The sequence below is a fragment of the Exiguobacterium sp. s152 genome (assembly GCF_018618335.1).
GTDB classification, from domain to species: domain Bacteria; phylum Bacillota; class Bacilli; order Exiguobacteriales; family Exiguobacteriaceae; genus Exiguobacterium; species Exiguobacterium chiriqhucha.
In genome coordinates, this window is record NZ_JACSLX010000001.1 from 508,758 (window position 1) to 527,624 (window position 18,867).

Genomic DNA, 18,867 nt, shown 5'->3' on the forward strand with positions numbered 1-18,867 from the left:
TTGTATCGAACAGCGGGAAATCGCGCTCAAAAAAAAGTGAGCCGAACAGGATTGCTTTTTTAAAAAAACAAATGTATAATAAATCGTGTCAGAGAACATGCACCCGTAGCTCAGGGGATAGAGCACTGGTTTCCGGTGCCAGGTGTCGGGAGTTCGAATCTCTCCGGGTGTATCACAGCAAGAGGTCAGGCATATGCCTGGCCTCTTTTGTCGTTTTAGAATCGTCAAACCGTGGAATAGGTCAAAAACGATGACTATCGTTTGACCAACATTGACTATAGCGGTATGATATGTTTACAACCTACATAAAGGAGGCAGATTCAATGTTAATTCCAACAGTTATCGAACAAACAGGTCGCGGGGAACGCGCGTACGATATTTACTCACGCTTGCTCAAGGACCGCATCATCTTGCTCGGAAGTGCAATCGACGACAACGTCGCCAACTCGATTGTCGCCCAGCTTCTCTTCCTTGCAGCCGAGGACCCAGATAAGGACATCTCACTTTACATCAACAGCCCGGGTGGTTCGATCACTTCCGGAATGGCGATTTATGACACGATGAACTTCATCAAGCCGAACGTGTCGACGATTTGTATCGGAATGGCCGCATCGATGGGTGCCTTCTTGCTCCAAGCCGGTGAACAAGGCAAACGCTTCGCGCTTCCAAACGCGGAGATCATGATTCACCAACCGCTCGGCGGTACGCAAGGTCAAGCATCGGATATCAAAATCCATGCCGAGCGCATCATCAAGATGCGTGAGAAATTGAACCAAATCATGGCTGATAACACAGGCCAGCCGCTTGAAGTCATCGAGCGCGACACAGAGCGCGACTACTTCATGTCAGCTGAACAAGCGAAAGACTACGGTCTCATCGACAAAGTCATGACGCGTTAATCCAAAAGTGCCTTTCCCGACTTCGGGAAAGGCACTTCTTTGTTATTGGACGGGCAACCAAATTTCAATCAAGTCGTCGGCTCCGTCTTGTCCATGAATATAGCGCTCAAAATCGAGTGCATCTCGCAACGTTACATCCGGCAATGCTAGAAGTTGATTATATGTCGTAGGGATAGCTGGAATTCCCCCTTCGACCGTGGCGACAAGATACCGTCCTGCCGACAGTTCAACCTGTCTTCCGTCTTTACCTGTCACAGGATTAGTCATCCCTGCTAAATAGGCTTCTTCTTTCGCTAAACAGATGCCATATGATTCGTCTGTTGTCAGCTCTGGTTGCAGTTTTTCCCAAACGAATGGGATTTTGGTGAGTTCGGATACATAGCCGTTTACGATTTTCGGTTGGTCCCACTTCTCATAACGTACTTTCATTGAATCTCCCCCTGTTTGCATCCATTTAATTTGTTGCTCGACTTGTCGCAACGCCTCGATCTCACGTTGAACCTCATCAAGTCTGCTGTCGAGTAACCCGCTCACACTTTCTGCCGCTTGAATTTGTTCGAGCGAGATGCCCATTTGACGTAGTAACTTGATTTCGTTCAGGCGCCTTATTTCTTCCATCCCGTATAACCGATACTGATTCTCTAAACGAGTCGGTTGGACAAGTCCTTTTGCTTCATACCATTTGATTGCTTTAGTGGACAACCCCGTTAGATGGACCACTTTTCCGATTTGAATCATTGGCGTTCCCCCCTTCTCGTTTATCATAAAGCCGGCCGTAGCGGACAGGTCAACATCTTTATTCTTTGACCTCGACCCCGAATACATAGCGGCTATCGCCTTGCGGCCAATCCCCGCCCGTCTCGAATACATAAACGCCCGGCTCGTCTGGCACGACCGGTTCAGCCGGGACAAGTTCCCCATCGACGAGTTGATGGAACGAGGCGTTCGACGGCTCGGCGTGGAACTCGACATCAATCTCGGCACCCGCTTCGACCGGCACGAGCTGCAGGTCATCCGCCTCCGGCAAACCGTGGTCCTCGCATACCGCCTCGCCCCCATCCGACCAACAGTACGTCGACTGTTTCACTTCCGCGGTCACGGTTCCGACCCGGACCGTCGGGAGCGGTGGTTTGACCGACGTCCCCGACTTCCAAAACGAGGTGGCGTATAAAATCCCGCCGACCACGAGCAACCCAATCACGACAATCCATAATACTTTTCGTCTCAACCCGCTCATCCCCTTTGTACGTCTATTCCCCGTTCCACGAAAAAAACGACCCACTTCCGCGAGTCGTCCCGTTCATTTCGGGCGTCGGAGCCCTTTCATCATATAGCCGCCTTTGAAGTCGATTGGATCGAAAGCAACGAGAAACGCTTTCGGTTCATACTCCTCGACCATTTGGCGCAAATCTTTCATCCGTGTCCGCGCTGCCAAGACATCGAGACGATAGCGGATGCCGTCACGTCCCTGACCTTGGTAGTGCGTCACCCCGTAGCCGCTGTCACGCATCTTCTGGATGAGCTCGGCCGGGAACTCTTGCGTATGCACTTGAATCATGTTGTAGCCGATCGCAAGCTTCCGCTCGACGTAACCGCCGACGAGAATCCCAAGCCCGAAGCCGACCGCATAGACGATCATCCCGAGCGTCGTCAAATCTTGGAACACGATGCCGAGCGCGAAGATATAGATAAGCGTCTCAAGCGTACCGAACAGCCCCGCAATCATCGTTTTTCCTTTGACGAGCATGATGGTACGAAGCGTCAGCACCGGTACATAGACGAGTTGTAATACTAGGATGAGCAAGATTTGCCCCATTGGAACGACCTCCATTCGAATTCAATATAACCACTATTCCAAATTTCAGGGCGGGATGCAACCAAAAAAGGCTGACCGGAGTCAGCCTTTCGCGATTATTTGTCTAAGTTATCAACGCTCGTGAGCAGTTCATAGTCTTTACGGATGACCTGATAGATGGCATTCGTGTCGCCTGACAATACTTCTTCGGCCCGCAATTGGTTGAGGAAGAGGCTTGTCGCGAATGTGACGAGGGCGCTTTTCGGGATTCCGATTTGTTTCGCACGCTCCGTGATGACCTGGTCTAAGTCAGCGTCAATCGTGAGCGAGATTCTTTTCTTTGCATTCGACATAATCATGAAGCTCCTTTAAGTTACATTTCTAAAGTCCTATACACAATTGCTAATTATATAGGAAGAATGGTTTTGGCGCAACCAACGTCACGATGAGCTGATTTCTTCACCGTTGCGCACCTTGTCCGCGATCTGGTCGATTTTACGGAGCCGGTGGTTGATTCCTGACTTCGAAATCGGTCCCGTTTCAAGCATCTCGCCGAGTTCTTGGAGCGAGACGTCTTGATGAGTGACTCGGAGTTCGGCGATTTCCCGGAGTTTGACCGGTAAGATTTCGAGTCCGACCGTGCGCTCGAGGAACTTGATGTTCTCGACTTGGCGGAGTGCCGCCCCGACCGTCTTATTCAAGTTCGCCGTCTCACAGTTGACGAGCCGGTTGACCGAGTTGCGCATGTCCTTGATGATGCGTGCATCCTCGAAGTCGAGCATGCCGCGCGTTGCGCCGACGAGTTTCAGGAAGTCCGAGATTTTCTCGCTCTCTTTGATGTAGAGGATATGTCCTTTCTTCCGCTCGAGCGTCTTCGCGTTCAAGCCGAAGCGGTTGGCGAGGTCGCGGAGCGCCTGGTTATGGTTCTCGTACAGGCTGTACACCTCGAGGTGATACGATGACGTCTTCGGATGGTTAATCGACCCGCCGGCGAGGAACGCCCCGCGCAAATACGCCCGGGCCAGATTCTCGTCGCGCGTCATATCCGAGTTGAGCGTCCGAATCATCTCGTAGTTCTCCCCGAGAATCTCGAGGTCCTTCAACATCGTCTCGGCGCGCTGGGCGACCCGGACGATATAGACGTTGTTCTTCTTCAACCGCATTTTCTTCCGTACGAACAAATCGAGATGATGGTCGTACAGCCGTTTCATGAGGGAATAGATTCGGCGTGCGATGGCGGCGTTCTCGGTCGAGACGTCGAGCGTCATCCCCCGCCCTAAGGCGAGCGAGATGACCCCGTTCATCCGGACGAGCGCGGACAGTTCCGCTTTCGCCTCGGCATCGGTCACAACGAGTTGCGTCAGTTCTTTTTTGACGTCAGAGGCAAAGCTCATGTCAGTCCCCTCCTTTCTGTTCAATCACAACTTATTTCAGCTCGAGCTCTTGGAACGAGCGTGGTTTCTTGATGCGCAACACGCGCTGCATGACGAGGCCGGCGATGGCGTCCGAGTCGTGGCGGATGTAATCGCGGTTATAGTCGACGATGTCACCGGCGAGCACGTTCGTGCCATAGTTCCGAAGCTTCTTGCGATCGAAACGGACCTCTTCCGAGCCGTCCTCGAGGTAACGCTCCAAGTAGATGTCCTCGATTGGCTCGTTATTGACGACAATCGTGTCGACCGTCGACTTGCCGAGATACGCCTCAATCGATTTCAAATGCTTCATCGCGTCGTACCCTTTCGTCTCGCCCGGCTGCGTCATGACGTTGCAAATATAGACGACCGGCTTCCCGGAGCGGACGATGGCGTCGCGCACTTCCGGAATCAACAGGTTCGGGATGATACTCGTATATAAGCTCCCTGGTCCGAGCACGATCAAATCCGCGTCCTCAATCGCCTCGACGACACCTGCCGCCGGCTTGATGCCCTCTTCGAGCAAGAATAGGCGTTTAATCGGTTTTTCGACGAGCGGGATTTTCGATTCGCCTTTGACGATCGTCCCGTCCTCGAACTCGGCCGCGAGCGTCATGAGCGTCTCCGTCACCGGGAGCACCTTGCCCTGGGCGTTCAACAGCTGCGACAAGACGTCGACCGCCTTGACGAACGAGCCTTCACAGATGTGCGTCGCCGCCGTCAGCATGAGGTTGCCGAGCGAGTGGCCTTCGAGCCCAAAGCCGCTGTCGAACCGATATTGCAGAATCTTGTCCATGAGCGGTTCGACCTCGGACAAGGCGAGGATGACGTTCCGGATATCGCCCGGCGGTAACATGTGGAACTCATCCCGGAGGCGTCCCGAGCTGCCCCCGTCGTCCCCGACCGTGACGATGGCCGTAATATCGAGCGGATAGTGTTTCAAGCCTCGTACGAGCGTTGAGAGGCCCGTACCGCCACCGATGGCCGTAACTTTTCTGTCGCGTCTCATCTTATTTCTCCTTCGTCGCATGCGCGAGGTCGCGATGGACGGTCTTGACGTTATAGCGCTCCGCGAAATGGGCCGACACTTTCTCGGCGAACGTGATCGAACGGTGCTTACCGCCTGTACAGCCGAAGGCGACGACGACTTGTGTCTTCCCTTCGCGCTTATACTGCGGCAACAGGAATTCGAGCATGTCGATCAGTTTCTTATAGAACGCCCGCGCCTCGGGGTGCGACATGACGTAATTCTGGACTTCTTCCGTCTGCCCGGTGAGCGGACGGAGCTCCGGGATATAGAACGGGTTCGTGATGAAACGGACGTCGAACAACAAATCGATATCGAGCGGGACGCCGTGCTTGAACCCGAACGACATGAAGTTGACCGTGAACGGGATCCGTTCCTCGTTGAATTGGAGCAAGATGCGGTCTTTGAGCATCTGCGGCTTCAAGTCGGTCGTATCATAGAGCGTATGGGCGCGGTCCCGGAATCCTTCGAGCAACGAGCGCTCGAGACCGATGCCGACGAGCGGCGCGTCTTCCGGGGCGAGCGGATGCGACCGGCGCGTCTCTTTATAGCGACGTACGAGCACTTCGTCCCGTGTGTCGAGGTAGAGCAAGTGCGGATGCACGTTCTTCTGTTCCAAATCGTCGATGACGATGAACAGGCTGTCGATGAAGTCACGCGTGCGCGTATCGATGGCGACGGCGATTTTCGGTCGGACCGAGCTGATGACGTCAATCAATTGCGGCAATAGCACCGGCGGCAAGTTATCGACACAAAAATAGCCGAGGTCCTCAAAGCTGTTCATCGCGACCGATTTCCCGGCCCCGCTCATCCCGCTGATGATAATCAATTCTTCTAATCCTTTAAAGTCTTCCATGTCACTGACGCCCCCTTAAAATTGACAACCGAGCCGTGTGTGTAGCTCTCTTCTGTCTTTAGTATAACGAACGCCTGAAAAAAAGAGAAGGGATTGCGGTCGCCCGCAATCCCTTCTGTCTCTAGTCACGCGTTTTGTTCGTGCAACGCCTCGAGGAGTCCCTCGATATAATGTTGCGCGTTTTGAGCAGCGATCGATCCGTCGTTCGTCGCGGTGACGACTTGACGGAGCGTCTTGTCGCGAACGTCTCCGGCTGCGAAAATCCCAGGGATTGTCGTCTCCATCGCTTCGTTCGTGACGATATAGCCTTGCTCGTTCGTGATGCCGAGGTCTTTGACGAAACCAGTGATCGGGTTCATGCCGATATAGATGAACACGCCGTCGATCTCATGGTCCGACTCGGTCCCGTCGACCGTGCTGACGAGACGCGCCCCACCGACTTTTCCATCTGCTTCCACGATCTCTTTGAGCGTGTGGTTCCAGATGAAGTCGATTTTCGGGTTGTCGAACGCCCGTTTTTGAAGAATCTTTTGCGCGCGAAGCTCGTCGCGACGGTGGACGATCGTGACTTTGTCAGCGAAGCGCGTCAAGAACACGCCTTCTTCGACTGCCGAGTCACCGCCACCGATGACGAACAAGTTCTTGCCTTTGAAGAACGCTCCGTCACAGACCGCACAGTACGAGACACCGCGGCCGCCGAGCTCTTCTTCGCCCGGGACACCGATTTTCTTGTATTGCGCGCCTGAGGCGAGAATGATCGCCCGCGCTTTATAGTCGCGGTTGTGGGCGTGGACGACTTTATACTCTGTCTCGTCCGAGATGCTTTGGACGTCGCCATAGGCGTACTCCGCACCGAACGCTTTCGAGTGGTCGAACATTTTTTGAGACAAGTCTGGGCCAAGGATGCTGTCATAGCCCGGATAGTTTTCGATATCTTCCGTGTTCGCCATCTGTCCACCTGGGATGCCGCGTTCGATCATAAGTGTCGATAAGTTGGCACGCGACGCGTAGAGTGCCGCCGTCATTCCGGCTGGGCCGGCCCCGATGATAATGACGTCATAGATTTTTTCTTCTGTCATAATGATTCCACCTCTGCATGAAATTGATTGACTTCAGTATAAGAAACCTAGGGAGGTATCGTCTATCTTTATGCTTGTTCGAGTGTCTGTTTGAACGAACGGATCGTCTCCGTGAGCGTCGCGACATCGATACCGAACGCGTCGGCACAGTCGTCGAGGACGAGAGCGTCCCGTTTCGCATAGAACATCCAGACGAGGGCAGCGGCCGATGCCGTTGTGTCCTCGAATGATGCACCGGCGAGCAGCAAGAGCGCGAACCGTTCATAAAAGTCGCCGTCGAGGCTCATCTGTTCTGCTTCCGACACTTCCGTCTCGGCGAGCAGGAGCGCGTCATACGCCCGAGCGATGCGGACGTCGCCTGTGAACGGGGCCTGGCAAATCTCGGCGCGGCACTTCTCGGCGAACGCGATTACCGTCTCGTTGTCGGTGATGCCGCTCGTCAATGCGAGCGCTTCGAACGCCTCGTCATCGGCGAGCTTCGAGATGATTCGGATAATCTCGATTCGAGCCGCGTCTTCTTCTTGGCGCAATCCTTGAACGAGCGCCGAACGGAACTCGAGATTGTCGCGGATGTCGTACGGGCTCTTCTCTTCGAATCGTTTCAACTCGTCACTGTTCAAATAGGTAGCCGCTTCTTCAAGACGCCCGGTCTTGTAGGCGGATACGCTGAGCCAATGCCCGAACAGTGAATCCCCACGGAATCCGCGTTCCTTCAACAGGCGGAGTTCTTCGTACGCGCGGTCATATTGACCGACGAGCGCGAGCGTCGTGGCGAGTTTGTAGCGTAAATCGAACTGGAGCGGACGGACACGTGTCAGCGGGACCGACAGTTGGAGCGCCGCGTCCGATTGTCCGGCTTCATGCAGCAACAGAATCGTGTTCAAGAGCGCATGCAAGTTGCCCGGGTTCTCATCGAGCACGTACTCGAGCGTCTCGAACGCCGCTTCATCGTTGCCGAGATAAAAATTGACGACGGCCAAGTTGTTGAACGCCGGCCAAAAGCGCGGATAGCGATCGATTAACCGTTCGAGCGTCGACTTGGCTGCGAACAGGCGGCCTTTGTCGATATGCTGTTGGGCCTCGGTGTGCCACGTGATCAGCTCGTCTTCCTCGTCATCCTCGAGTTCTTGTTCGAGTTCAATCAGTTCTAACAGGGATTGGACCGAGTCCGCGTAGCGTCCGTGTGCCTCGACTTCGAGGTAGCGGTTTGCATACATCGCTGCTTCTTCATATAAAGAGATATAGGCGCAGTTGCTCGCAAGGTGATATAAGGCCTCTGTTGACGTTTCATCGAGTTCAAGCACCCGTTTCCACACGTCATTGGCGTGGTAGATCTCCCCTACTTCAAATAACAGTTCAGCGTACTGTTTGTGATAGTCGACGCGGTGGGCTGCAGCGGCAGTGGCTTCAGCCATGAAAAAAGTCGCTTCATCTAGGCGACCTTCACGTAACGCACGACGACCTCTATAGTAGTGGAGCTCCGCGGCGAGCGGAGATTCTGGTTCGGGTAGCGTCATTACTGCTTCATAGTTCGCTTCCATATTCTAAATCCTCCACATCATCTCTAAATCTTTTTTTAGTTGCAGGGTTAAGAATACCGCACTCATTCAGTGAGGGCAACTGAAAAACTTAAAAAAAATCGGGACTATATTCCTTCTATAATGAATATATTTTGCTAGGTCCACTAAATGCTTTTTGACAAAAATATGAGGGTTTTGTGTCAGCGCCCACAGACACAAAAAAGCGGCATCCCCTTTAAAAAAAGTGATACCGCTCTAGTAATTTTATGAGGACGGACATGTCTTGATCTCAAAATGATTTCGCGCTAAATTGTGTCTATTTTGTGTCGACGGTTTGGAGCTTTGCGCCAACGACGCGCTCTCCGGGCAGGACGTCGCGATGCACGACGGCACCGGCACCGATGACGGCCCGGTCGCCAATCGTGACGCCAGGAAGGATCGTCACGTTCGCCCCGATCAACACCTCGTCCCCAATGCGGACATCCCCGATCCGGTACTCGTCCACGAGGTACTCGTGACAGAGAATCGTCGAATTGAACCCGATGACCGTATTACGGCCGATCGAGATTCGCTCCGGGAACATGACGTCCGGTGTCACCATGAGGGCGAGCGCGCTATACTCGCCGATTTCCATGCCGAGGAACGTCCGGTACAACCAGCGTTTCGCTTTGACGGATGGGGAGTAGCGGCCGATCAAGACGACGGTCGTGTTCTTGAAGACGCGCAGGAAGCGGATCGTCCGATACATCTGCCAGAGCGGGTTCGGCCCGTCGAGACGAAACCGTTCCGTCTTACGCATGGATCGTGACCTCGTCGAGCCACGCCTCGAAATGTTCCATCGAGTCGATGATGACGTCCGGCTCGAGCGCTTCTAAGAACGCACGGCCTTTGAGCGCCCATCCGACGGCGACTGTCTTCGTGCCGGCGTTTTTGCCGCTGAAGATGTCCGTGTCGTTGTCTCCGACCATGACGGCGCGGTCCGCCGTCGACCCGAGCGCGTGGAGCGCCCGCTCGACCGGTTCGGCGTGCGGTTTCTCATGAATGACATCGTCGGCCGTGATGACGACGTCGAACAAGTGGTCGATGTTGAACAAGCGCAATCCTTGCTCGACGACGGGACGGCCTTTCGACGTGACGACGCCCATCTTGAAGCCTTTGGCGTGAAGGCGGTACAGCCCTTCGATCACACCCGGATATTCGGCGACGAGCTGGTCGTGCATCGCGATGTTGAAGCTGCGATAGAACGCCTGCATCTCTTTCCATTCCGGCTCATTGAGCGCTTTGAACGACTTCTCGAGCGTCGGTCCGATGAACGGGAAGATGTCCTCGTCGCGATACGTCTCGTCCGGGAAGTAATACCCGAGCGTGTGACGGAAGCTCGCGATGATGAGCGGGTTCGTATCGAGCAACGTACCATCCAAATCGAATAGAAGTGTATCCATCAATCAAACAGTCCTTTCTCTGAAGGGTCGTCGTATCGTTTCGCTTTGCGGCGGACGACCATCATGACGACACCGAACACGATCATCGCGATCGAGACGAGTTGTGCCGTCCGCAGGTCGCCGGCCATCAAGCTATCGGTCCGCAGTCCTTCGATATAGAAGCGACCGATCGAGTACCAGACGAGATACGACAAGAAGATATAGCCGCGCGGCGGGTTACCGACCATACGCCATACGACGAGCAAGATGACGCCGATGATGTTCCAGACGCTCTCGAACAGGAACGTCGGTAAATAGTAGGCTCCGTCGATATACATCTGGTTGACGATCCAGTCCGGGAGGAACAGCGTCTCTTTCAAGACACGGCTCGTCGTCTCGGCCCCGTGCGCCTCTTGGTTCATGAAGTTGCCCCAGCGTCCGACCGCCTGTCCGAGGAGAAGCGACGGTGCGAGGATGTCCGTGATTTTCCAGAACGACATCGACTTGCGCATGCAATAGATGACGACGACGAGCAGCGCCCCGAAGATGGCCCCGTGAATGGCGATGCCGCCTTGACGGATGTCGATGATTTGACCGAGGTTCTGACTATAGTAGTCCCATTGGAAGGTGACATAGTAAATCCGGGCAAAGACGATACTGATCGGAATCGACCAGATGATGACGTCGACGACCCGTTCTGAATCGTAATTGAGTCGTTTCGCTTCGAACAAGGCGAGAACGAGGCCGAGCATCGCCCCGAAGGCGATAATCATGCCGTACCAATAAATCGGGAGCGACCCGATTTCAAACGCGACGCGGTCAAATGTTGGCTCTACCATTATTCCACGTCCCCTTCGTTGTCATGGATAGCGTTCGCGAGCCGTTCCGCGAACTCTTCGGCCGTGTTGATGCCCATGTTCTGCAGGCGGTAGTTCATCGCCGCGACTTCGACGATGACGGCCAAGTTACGTCCCGGACGGACCGGAATCGTCAAAATCGGCACTTCACTGTCGATGATTTTCATCGTGTTGTGATCGAGCCCGACGCGGTCATACACTTTGCCCGCATCCCAGTTCTCGAGGTTGATGATCAAGCTGATTTTCTTGTGGGAACGGACGGCGCCGGCGCCGAACAACGTCATGACGTCGATGATACCGATTCCGCGAATCTCGAGCAAATGGCGAATCAGCTTCGGCGCTGAACCGACGAGCAATTGGTCCCCAGTCTGGCGAATCTCGACCGAGTCGTCGGCGACGAGGCGGTGGCCTCGCTTGACGAGTTCGAGGGCTGTCTCGGATTTCCCGACGCCGCTCTTCCCTTTGATAAGGACACCGACACCGTAGATATCGACGAGCACGCCGTGCATCGCCGTCATCGGTGCAAGTTCCATCTCGAGGAAGTTCGTGATTTGCGACTCGATCGACGTCGTCATCGCGTTCGTGCGCATGAGCGGTACGTTCGCCGCCTCGGCTTCCTGTTCAATCTCTTTCGGGATGTCGAAGCCGCGCGTGATGAGGATGCCCGGTGTCAATTCCGTGCATAAAATCTTCGCCCGCTCGCGGCGGCTCTCTTCCGACAAGCTCGCATAAAACGTGAGCTCCGTCTTCCCGAGCACTTGAAGCCGATTTTTCGCATAGTGGGTATAGTAGCCGGCAAGGACGAGTCCCGGTCGACTGAGGTCCGGTGTGGCGACGGGACGGTGAAGTCCCTCTTCCCCGGCGATGACTTGAAGTTTGAAGCGCTCAACGAGTTGAGCCGTGCGTACGATATTTTGCATGAGTAATCTGCCCCTTTCACGCTCATTATTGTATCATAGCTCTTCTTCAGAAGCGTCAACGAAAGTGAGCCGAAGCGTGTCGAAAAAATGGGGTGAAACTAAATTGTGGCAAATCCGTAGAACGGGTATAGACGAATAGGGAGGTGAAATGAAATGAATTCACTATTTTGGATTGCCATTGTCTTTATTTTTATCGTCGGGATCGCGGCGCTCGTCTACTTGGTCAAGTCACTGTTTGACATGTGGCGCGAGTATGCCGCGACAAAGAACGAGACGGTGCTGCTCTTGTTCATCTTGAACATCGTCGGCTTGTTCTTGTCCGGGTCGCTCCTATCGATGATCGTCGCCATCATCTTCTATTGGAACCGGTCGAAGTCGATGCGGAACCTCGGGATTTTCTTGCTCATCGCCGGACCGGTCCTTTTTATCTTGTTCATCATCGGCTCATTCACGCTGTATGACGGTCAAATGATGGATTGGGAACAGATGGAGTATCAAATGAATCTATGACATGACAAAAACCCGGAGGCAATCGCCTTCGGGTTTTCGATTGGATTTATCATTCGCCCGGCAAATAGCCGATCACGGTATCCGACTCCGGTGCGACTAAAATTGTCGGGACACCGACGCTGCTGTTCGGGTCCGCTTCGAACGAGACGGCGAGCGCTTCGGTGCCCGCATACACATCGTCCAACAATTCATAGCCGTCATCGACCGTGACACGGTCCACCTCGGCACTTGCTCCCGCATCGAGTGCAGGTTCTTGCCAGTTGCGCGCGGTAACATATGCCCAGGCGACGACGATTGCCTCATCGTCAACCGGCTCATTCCCATTGACGATGCGCTGTTCGTCGTCACATCCGCTGAGCAACAGTACCGCAATCATCATCCATCCGTACGAGGACACGAATCGCCTCATCCCGTCCCTCCTCATCTATCAAGTTGAAACAAACCCGAAGGCGAGAGGCCTTCGGGTAGTTGGTCATTGCTGATGGAACGGGTTGTTCAAGTCGGCCGGATTGACCGGGGCGACCGGGTCGATCGGTTCCACCGGTTCATGCTTGTCCTCTTCGAGGAACGTCGACGGCGTGTGGAGCGAGCCGTGCTCGAGGTCAATCGTACCGGTACGTGTTCCGGCCTCGACTTCGATGCGCGGGGTCTGACCGCGTCCCGACAAGAATTCAAGACGACGCTGGGCGACGTCTTTCCGGTCACGGATCAACTCGAGCTCGTCCAAGTTACAGTGGAGACCACCGAAGTTCGTCTCGAGTTCCCCTTCCACCTCGACGCCGTGCGGCAAGACGAGGCGGATGTTGCCGGCGAGCGAGACGAGCTCGAACTTGGCCGGGCGGGCCGTCGCGAGTTCGGCCCGGATATTCCCGTTGCCGGTCTTGAGCGATGCCTTGTCATATTTCCCGTTCACGATGACGGCACCGTTGCCGGTCCGGACGTGGACGAGTTCTGACTCGACCGCTTCGACCTCGACCGTGCCGTTCCCCGTATTAAGGAGCAGCTCTGAGGCGTGCACATCATGGAGCACGACCCGGCCGTTCGCCGTCTGGATGCGAACGCTCTCGACGTCGAGGCCGTCCGCGCGGACTTCCCCGTTGAGCGTCTGCACGTGCAGGTGATCGAAATGATGATGCGGGACGTACAGTTCGACGTGGGCCCGGACGAGCTTATCACGGAGCGACACGACGAGACGGTCGCCGATGACCGAGTGTTTGACCGCCGATTGGAGCTGTTCGAGTGCCTTGTCCGCGTCTTGTTGACGGAGCGGACGGCCGGTGACGATCAGTTCGCACTCGTCGTTGTCGGACGAGACGATTGTCGCCGAGGCATTGAACAAGTCGAGCGAGATGTCTTTCCCGGTAAACGGGAACGATTTCGAATATGTCACTTCCGGTCCGAAGTTCGAGCTGAACGTGAAGTCGCTGTCACGAAGTTTCGTCACGAGTCCTTCGACGGCCGACGTCAGTTTCGTCGTGAGCGACTCGACCGAATACGCATCGACTTTCTCCGTCTCTTGACGTTCCTCGAGCGCTTGGACGCGCTCAGGTTCGAGCCGTTCCAGTCGTTCGAGTTGGGTCATGCCCTCTTCAATCGTCAGCTTTCCATCTTTCACTTGCTGGAGAATCAGTTCACGCATTTCTTGTTTCACTGTTCGTTTCCCCCTTCGATTTGGTTACACGTCAATCATGTTCCCGTTTCTCATCATTTCTATACCTTACTTCCGTTTTCCTGCTTTTGGTTTCGCTCGGGCCGAATCCCGTTCTAACACCGGCTTCAAATACTTGCCCGTATACGAGGCTGCCACTTCAGCGACTTCTTCCGGAGTCCCGGTCGCGACGATTGTACCGCCACCGTCGCCGCCCTCAGGTCCGAGGTCAATCAAGTAGTCGGCCGATTTGATGACGTCGAGGTTATGCTCGATGACGAGCACCGTGTCCCCGTTCTCGACGAGGCGTTGCAGCACTTTCAACAGACGAGCGATGTCGTCGACGTGAAGACCCGTCGTCGGCTCGTCCAAGATGTAAATCGTCTTCCCGGTCGAACGTTTATGGAGCTCGGAGGCGAGCTTGACGCGCTGCGCTTCCCCACCGGACAGTTCCGTCGCCGGTTGTCCGAGTTTCATATAACCGAGACCGACGTCAAAGATCGTCTGGATCTTGCGCTTGATTTTCGGAATCTTGTCAAAGAAGTCGAGCCCTTCCTCAATCGTCATATCGAGCACGTCGGCGATCGTCTTACCTTTGTACTTCACTTCGAGCGTCTCACGGTTATAGCGTTTCCCGTGACACACTTCACACGGGACGTAGACGTCCGGCAAGAAGTGCATCTCGATCTTGATGATCCCGTCCCCGCGGCACGCCTCACAGCGTCCGCCCTTGACGTTGAAACTGAAGCGCCCTTTCTTATAGCCGCGCATCTTCGCCTCGTTCGTCGACGCGAACACGTCACGGATATCATCGAATACACCGGTATATGTCGCCGGGTTCGACCGCGGCGTCCGTCCGATCGGTGACTGGTCGATATCGATGACTTTGTCGATATGGTCGAGTCCTTCAATCTTCTTATGCTTCCCTGGTTTCGCCTTGGCCCGGTTGATGTGATGAGCGAGCGATTTATACAGAATCTCGTTGATGAGCGTCGATTTCCCGGAACCGGAGACGCCGGTGACGGCGATGAACATACCGAGCGGAATCGAGACGTCGACCCCTTTCAAGTTGTTCTCTTCCGCCTTCAAAATCTTCAAGAAACGCTCGTCCGGCACTTTCCGTTCGGCCGGGAGCGGGATGAACTTCTTACCAGACAAGTATTGGCCTGTTAGCGATTTTCTGTTCTTCATGAGCTGTTTCGGCGTCCCGGCGGCGATGACTTCTCCGCCGTGTTCGCCGGCACCCGGTCCGATGTCGATCAAATAATCGGCTGCCATCATCGTGTCCTCGTCGTGCTCGACGACGATGAGCGTGTTACCGATGTCACGCATCTGTTTGAGCGTCGCGATCAAGCGGTCGTTGTCACGCTGATGCAATCCAATCGACGGTTCATCGAGGACGTATAGGACGCCCGTGAGCCGTGAGCCGATTTGCGTCGCGAGACGAATCCGCTGCGCTTCTCCACCCGAGAGCGTCCCGGCGGCGCGTGACAACGTCAAATAGTCGAGACCGACGTTGTTGAGGAAGCTGAGCCGTTCGCAAATCTCTTGCAAGATGAGACGGGCGATGGCGATATCTTTCTCGCTCAACTCTGTCATGATTGAGTCGAACAACTTGATGGCGTTGACGACGGACAGTGAGGTCACTTGCCCGATATGGTGGCCCGTGATTTTGACGGCGAGCGTCTCTTCTTTCAACCGATAACCGCTACATGTCGGACAAGCGTGTGTCGCCATGTACGTCTCCATCTGTTCACGGATATAATCGGACGTCGTCTCTTTATAGCGGCGCTCGATGTTGCGGAGCACCCCTTCGAAGAAGATCGTGTTCGTCCGGACTTGTCCGAAATCGTTCTCGTAACGGAACAAGAACGACTCTTCGTCCGTCCCGTGCAAGACGAGGTCTTGGTCACGCTTCGACAGACGTTCGAACGGCACGTCCATGTCGATGTCAAAGTGTTTGCACATCGAGGCGAGCAGTTGCGGATAATATTGCGAGCTTGTCGGCTGCCAGGCGACGACGGCGCCTTCCTTCAGCGTCTTCGACGGGTCCGGGATAACGAGTTCCGGGTCGACATCAAGCTTCGTACCGAGCCCGTCACACGTCGGACAGGCACCGAACGGCGAGTTGAACGAGAACATACGCGGCTCGAGTTCGCCAATGGAGAAGCCACAAATCGGACAAGCGTGATGTTCGCTGAACAGGAGCTCGGTGCCGTCCATCTTGTCGATGATGGCTCGGCCGTCGGCGAGGCGAAGCGCCGTCTCAAGTGAATCAGCAAGACGGCCTTCGACGTCAGGGCGGACGACGAGGCGATCGACGACGACCTCGATGGAATGTTTCTTGTTCTTATCGAGCTCGATCTCATCGGTCAGTTCGATTGTCTCGCCATTGACACGAACGCGGACGAACCCTTCCTTTTTGAGCGAGTCGAACACTTTGACGTGCGTCCCTTTGCGGCCCGAGACGATTGGCGCCAGGATTTGCAGGCGCGTCTTCTCCGGCAGTTCCATCACTTGGTCGACCATCTGTGAGATGGTCTGGCTCGAGATTTCGATACCGTGACGCGGACAGACCGGTTTCCCGATGCGAGCGAACAAAAGACGTAAGTAGTCATAGATTTCCGTCACCGTTCCGACGGTCGAGCGCGGGTTACGGCTCGTCGTCTTCTGGTCGATCGAGATGGCCGGGCTCAGCCCTTCAATCGTATCGACGTCCGGTTTGTCCATCTGTCCGAGGAATTGACGGGCGTAGGCCGATAGACTCTCGACGTAACGGCGCTGCCCCTCGGCGTAGATGGTGTCGAACGCGAGTGACGATTTACCGGAACCGGACAAGCCCGTCAAGACGACGAGCTGGTCCCGTGGAATATCGATATCAATGTTTTTCAAGTTGTTGACGCGCGCCCCTTTGATGACGATCGCATTTTTCTTTTCAGCCATTTAATTCCCTACCTTCAACTCCAAGATTAAGTCACGCAATTCGGCCGCCCGTTCGAACTGGAGGTCGCGGGCCGCTTGTTTCATTTCTTCTTCTAGCTTGGCGATGGCTTCCTCACGTTCAGCCGGCTTCATCGAGCTGAGTGATTCGAGCACATCCTCCTCGGCGTCGACCGTCGCGCGGATGACGCCGCGTACTTCTTTACGGATCGTCTGCGGCGTGATGCCGTGTTCTTCATTATAGGCTTGTTGAATCGAGCGACGACGATCGGTCTCTTCAATCGCGCGCGTCATCGAGTCGGTCATCTTATCAGCGAACAAGATGACGTGCCCGTTCGAGTTCCGCGCCGCCCGCCCAATCGTCTGAATGAGCGATCGGTCCGAACGGAGGAACCCTTCCTTGTCGGCGTCTAGAATCGTGACGAGACTCACTTCCGGGATGTCTAGTCCTTCCCGCAGTAAGTTAATTCCGACGAGGACGTCGTATTTTCCGAGACGCAGGTCACGGATGATCTCAATCCGCTCGAGCGTCTTGATTTCAGAGTGCATATAGTTGACCTTGATGCCCGCTTCACGCAGATAGTCCGATAAATCCTCGGCCATCTTTTTCGTGAGCGTCGTCACGAGGACGCGTTCGTCCTGTTTGATGCGGTCGCGAATTTGGTCCATCAAGTAGTCGATTTGTCCTTTGATCGGATGAATCTCGATCGTCGGGTCGAGCAGCCCTGTCGGCCGGATGATCTGTTCGATCATGTGCGGGGTATGCTCGAGCTCGAACGGACCTGGTGTCGCCGAGATAAAGATCGCTTGCGACAACTTCTTCTCGAACTCGTCGAACTTGAGCGGACGGTTATCTTTAGCTGAAGGCAGGCGGAACCCGTGGTCGACGAGCACTTGCTTCCGGGCCTGGTCACCGTTATACATGCCGCGTACTTGCGGGAGCGTCACGTGCGACTCATCGGCGACGAGTAGGAAGTCTTTCGGGAAGTAGTCGATGAGCGTGTACGGCGTCGCCCCTGCCTCGGTCAAGTTCAAATGACGCGAATAGTTTTCGATGCCTGAACAGTAGCCCATCTCACGCATCATCTCGAGGTCATAGTTCGTTCGCTGTTCGAGACGCTGGGCTTCAAGCAGTTTGCCTTCCTCGCGGAACTTCGCGAGCTGTTGTTCGAGCTCGGCCTCGATGTTGACGATCGCTTTTTGCAGCTTCTCGTCGCGGGTGACGAAGTGGGACGCCGGGAAGATTGAGACGTGCTCGCGGTCGGCGATAATCTCGCCGGTGAGCGGGTCCATCTCGCGGATGCGATCGATTTCGTCTCCGAAGAACTCGACGCGCAAGCATTGTTCGTCGCGTGACGCCGGGAAAATCTCGACGACGTCACCTCGGACACGGAAACGGCCGCGCTGGAAATCGATATCGTTCCGTTCATATTGGATGTCGATCAGTTTGCGAAGCATCTGGTCGCGCCCCATCTCTTTCCCGACACGGAGACTTATGACGAGACTGTTATATTCTTCCGGGTTACCGAGACCGTAAATACAGGAGACGGAAGCGACGATGATGACGTCGTCGCGCTCGAACAAGGCCGATGTCGCCGAGTGGCGGAGTTTATCGATTTCATCGTTAATCGAGGCGTCTTTCTCGATGAACGTGTCGGTCGACGGCACGTACGCCTCCGGCTGATAGTAGTCATAATAACTGACGAAGTATTCGACGGCATTGTTCGGGAAGAACTCTTTGAACTCGGAGTAGAGCTGTCCGGCGAGCGTCTTGTTGTGGGCCAAGACGAGCGTCGGCTTCTTCACTTCTTGGATGACGTTTGATACGGTGAACGTCTTCCCTGTACCGGTCGCCCCGAGCAACGTCTGATATCGGTCGCCGCGATTGATTCCTTCGACGAGCTGACGAATCGCTTCCGGTTGGTCGCCGGCCGGCTTATATTCTGATTGTAAGTCAAACGGAACGCTAATCTTATCCATGTA

General features: G+C 54.9%; 19 protein-coding genes and 1 tRNA gene. 3 read left to right on the forward strand and 17 right to left on the reverse strand.

Features of this window, described 5'->3' with window-relative positions; translation table 11 throughout:
- Positions 1-99 precede the first annotated feature (99 nt).
- Both KNP72_RS02585 and clpP read left to right on the forward strand, forming a co-directional pair.
- A tRNA-Arg gene (locus tag KNP72_RS02585) sits at positions 100-172 on the forward strand.
- A 151-nt stretch (positions 173-323) separates the two neighbouring features.
- Entirely contained in the window at positions 324-899 is a 576-nt protein-coding gene (gene clpP, locus KNP72_RS02590) for an ATP-dependent Clp endopeptidase proteolytic subunit ClpP (protein WP_021065442.1), read from the forward strand.
- Positions 900-941: 42 nt separating this feature from the next.
- Here clpP and KNP72_RS02595 read toward each other — a convergent pair whose 3' ends face one another.
- The 13 genes from KNP72_RS02595 to hprK all read right to left on the reverse strand — a co-directional run bounded on the left by KNP72_RS02595 (position 942) and on the right by hprK (position 11,786).
- Positions 942-1,637, reverse strand: coding sequence for a MerR family transcriptional regulator (locus KNP72_RS02595; RefSeq protein ID WP_214832003.1), 696 nt, complete (start codon positions 1,635-1,637; stop codon positions 942-944).
- 58 nt (positions 1,638-1,695) lie between these two features.
- Positions 1,696-2,136, reverse strand: a complete 441-nt coding sequence (locus KNP72_RS02600; protein ID WP_214832004.1) for a hypothetical protein — start codon at positions 2,134-2,136, stop codon at positions 1,696-1,698.
- 63 nt (positions 2,137-2,199) lie between these two features.
- Positions 2,200-2,715, reverse strand: a complete 516-nt coding sequence (locus KNP72_RS02605; protein ID WP_021065440.1) for a DUF2179 domain-containing protein — start codon at positions 2,713-2,715, stop codon at positions 2,200-2,202.
- A gap of 95 nt (positions 2,716-2,810) precedes the next feature.
- Positions 2,811-3,047 (reverse strand): hypothetical protein, encoded by a 237-nt coding sequence (locus KNP72_RS02610; protein WP_021065439.1) that lies wholly within the window; start codon positions 3,045-3,047, stop codon positions 2,811-2,813.
- An 87-nt stretch (positions 3,048-3,134) separates the two neighbouring features.
- Positions 3,135-4,088: a DNA-binding protein WhiA gene (gene whiA / locus KNP72_RS02615; protein ID WP_021065438.1), complete on the reverse strand. Its 954-nt coding sequence runs from the start codon at positions 4,086-4,088 to the stop codon at positions 3,135-3,137.
- Positions 4,089-4,119: 31 nt separating this feature from the next.
- On the reverse strand, positions 4,120-5,115 hold the full coding sequence (locus KNP72_RS02620) for a gluconeogenesis factor YvcK family protein (RefSeq protein WP_214717742.1): 996 nt from the start codon (positions 5,113-5,115) through the stop codon (positions 4,120-4,122).
- Between the two features lies 1 nt (position 5,116).
- A complete protein-coding gene (gene rapZ, locus KNP72_RS02625; RefSeq protein WP_021065436.1) occupies positions 5,117-5,989 on the reverse strand; it encodes an RNase adapter RapZ in 873 nt (290 codons plus the stop codon).
- 125 nt (positions 5,990-6,114) lie between these two features.
- On the reverse strand, positions 6,115-7,068 hold the full coding sequence (trxB, locus tag KNP72_RS02630; RefSeq protein ID WP_021065435.1) for a thioredoxin-disulfide reductase: 954 nt from the start codon (positions 7,066-7,068) through the stop codon (positions 6,115-6,117).
- A 68-nt stretch (positions 7,069-7,136) separates the two neighbouring features.
- Positions 7,137-8,609, reverse strand: a complete 1,473-nt coding sequence (locus KNP72_RS02635; RefSeq protein WP_251128817.1) for a tetratricopeptide repeat protein — start codon at positions 8,607-8,609, stop codon at positions 7,137-7,139.
- Positions 8,610-8,904: 295 nt separating this feature from the next.
- The gene (locus KNP72_RS02640; protein ID WP_214832005.1) at positions 8,905-9,387 is read right to left on the reverse strand and encodes an acyltransferase; all 483 of its coding nucleotides are present in this window, start codon (positions 9,385-9,387) and stop codon (positions 8,905-8,907) included.
- Complete coding sequence (ppaX, locus tag KNP72_RS02645) at positions 9,380-10,030, reverse strand: pyrophosphatase PpaX (protein WP_214832006.1); 651 nt, start codon at positions 10,028-10,030, stop codon at positions 9,380-9,382. The genes KNP72_RS02640 and ppaX overlap by 8 nt, the downstream gene beginning before the upstream one ends.
- Positions 10,030-10,848 carry a prolipoprotein diacylglyceryl transferase gene (gene lgt / locus KNP72_RS02650; protein ID WP_214832007.1) on the reverse strand — a complete coding sequence of 273 codons (819 nt, stop codon included), beginning with the start codon at positions 10,846-10,848 and terminating at the stop codon, positions 10,030-10,032. The genes ppaX and lgt overlap by 1 nt, the downstream gene beginning before the upstream one ends.
- Entirely contained in the window at positions 10,848-11,786 is a 939-nt protein-coding gene (gene hprK, locus KNP72_RS02655) for an HPr(Ser) kinase/phosphatase (protein WP_214832009.1), read from the reverse strand. Before hprK ends, lgt begins: the two co-directional genes overlap by 1 nt.
- A gap of 153 nt (positions 11,787-11,939) precedes the next feature.
- On the opposite strand from hprK, the gene KNP72_RS02660 reads away from it, so the two are divergent.
- Complete coding sequence (locus KNP72_RS02660) at positions 11,940-12,296, forward strand: hypothetical protein (RefSeq protein ID WP_214717747.1); 357 nt, start codon at positions 11,940-11,942, stop codon at positions 12,294-12,296.
- A 49-nt stretch (positions 12,297-12,345) separates the two neighbouring features.
- Here the strand turns inward: KNP72_RS02660 and KNP72_RS02665 are convergent, their stop codons facing one another.
- From KNP72_RS02665 to uvrB, 4 genes are all read right to left on the reverse strand, one after another.
- Complete coding sequence (locus KNP72_RS02665; RefSeq protein WP_214717748.1) at positions 12,346-12,705, reverse strand: hypothetical protein; 360 nt, start codon at positions 12,703-12,705, stop codon at positions 12,346-12,348.
- 63 nt (positions 12,706-12,768) lie between these two features.
- Positions 12,769-13,947 carry a DUF4097 family beta strand repeat-containing protein gene (locus KNP72_RS02670; protein WP_214832010.1) on the reverse strand — a complete coding sequence of 393 codons (1,179 nt, stop codon included), beginning with the start codon at positions 13,945-13,947 and terminating at the stop codon, positions 12,769-12,771.
- Between the two features lie 66 nt (positions 13,948-14,013).
- Positions 14,014-16,887 carry an excinuclease ABC subunit UvrA gene (gene uvrA / locus KNP72_RS02675; RefSeq protein WP_214832011.1) on the reverse strand — a complete coding sequence of 958 codons (2,874 nt, stop codon included), beginning with the start codon at positions 16,885-16,887 and terminating at the stop codon, positions 14,014-14,016.
- A complete protein-coding gene (gene uvrB / locus KNP72_RS02680; RefSeq protein WP_251128818.1) occupies positions 16,888-18,864 on the reverse strand; it encodes an excinuclease ABC subunit UvrB in 1,977 nt (658 codons plus the stop codon).
- Positions 18,865-18,867: the final 3 nt, after the last annotated feature.

What these genes read in the sequence shown, in the direction of transcription:
- ppaX (WP_214832006.1), bottom strand. Translation starts at nt 10,030, where the DNA reads ATGGATACACTTCTATTCGATTTGGATGGTACGTTGCTCGATACGAAC.
- lgt (WP_214832007.1), bottom strand. Translation starts at nt 10,848, where the DNA reads ATGGTAGAGCCAACATTTGACCGCGTCGCGTTTGAAATCGGGTCGCTC.
- KNP72_RS02620 (WP_214717742.1), bottom strand. Translation starts at nt 5,115, where the DNA reads ATGAGACGCGACAGAAAAGTTACGGCCATCGGTGGCGGTACGGGCCTC.
- KNP72_RS02605 (WP_021065440.1), bottom strand. Translation starts at nt 2,715, where the DNA reads ATGGGGCAAATCTTGCTCATCCTAGTATTACAACTCGTCTATGTACCG.
- uvrA (WP_214832011.1), bottom strand. Translation starts at nt 16,887, where the DNA reads ATGGCTGAAAAGAAAAATGCGATCGTCATCAAAGGGGCGCGCGTCAAC.
- clpP (WP_021065442.1), top strand. Translation starts at nt 324, where the DNA reads ATGTTAATTCCAACAGTTATCGAACAAACAGGTCGCGGGGAACGCGCG.
- KNP72_RS02640 (WP_214832005.1), bottom strand. Translation starts at nt 9,387, where the DNA reads ATGCGTAAGACGGAACGGTTTCGTCTCGACGGGCCGAACCCGCTCTGG.
- hprK (WP_214832009.1), bottom strand. Translation starts at nt 11,786, where the DNA reads ATGCAAAATATCGTACGCACGGCTCAACTCGTTGAGCGCTTCAAACTT.
- KNP72_RS02660 (WP_214717747.1), top strand. Translation starts at nt 11,940, where the DNA reads ATGAATTCACTATTTTGGATTGCCATTGTCTTTATTTTTATCGTCGGG.
- KNP72_RS02600 (WP_214832004.1), bottom strand. Translation starts at nt 2,136, where the DNA reads ATGAGCGGGTTGAGACGAAAAGTATTATGGATTGTCGTGATTGGGTTG.
- uvrB (WP_251128818.1), bottom strand. Translation starts at nt 18,864, where the DNA reads ATGGATAAGATTAGCGTTCCGTTTGACTTACAATCAGAATATAAGCCG.
- KNP72_RS02595 (WP_214832003.1), bottom strand. Translation starts at nt 1,637, where the DNA reads ATGATTCAAATCGGAAAAGTGGTCCATCTAACGGGGTTGTCCACTAAA.
- KNP72_RS02665 (WP_214717748.1), bottom strand. Translation starts at nt 12,705, where the DNA reads ATGAGGCGATTCGTGTCCTCGTACGGATGGATGATGATTGCGGTACTG.
- KNP72_RS02610 (WP_021065439.1), bottom strand. Translation starts at nt 3,047, where the DNA reads ATGTCGAATGCAAAGAAAAGAATCTCGCTCACGATTGACGCTGACTTA.
- trxB (WP_021065435.1), bottom strand. Translation starts at nt 7,068, where the DNA reads ATGACAGAAGAAAAAATCTATGACGTCATTATCATCGGGGCCGGCCCA.
- rapZ (WP_021065436.1), bottom strand. Translation starts at nt 5,989, where the DNA reads ATGGAAGACTTTAAAGGATTAGAAGAATTGATTATCATCAGCGGGATG.
- whiA (WP_021065438.1), bottom strand. Translation starts at nt 4,088, where the DNA reads ATGAGCTTTGCCTCTGACGTCAAAAAAGAACTGACGCAACTCGTTGTG.
- KNP72_RS02635 (WP_251128817.1), bottom strand. Translation starts at nt 8,609, where the DNA reads ATGGAAGCGAACTATGAAGCAGTAATGACGCTACCCGAACCAGAATCT.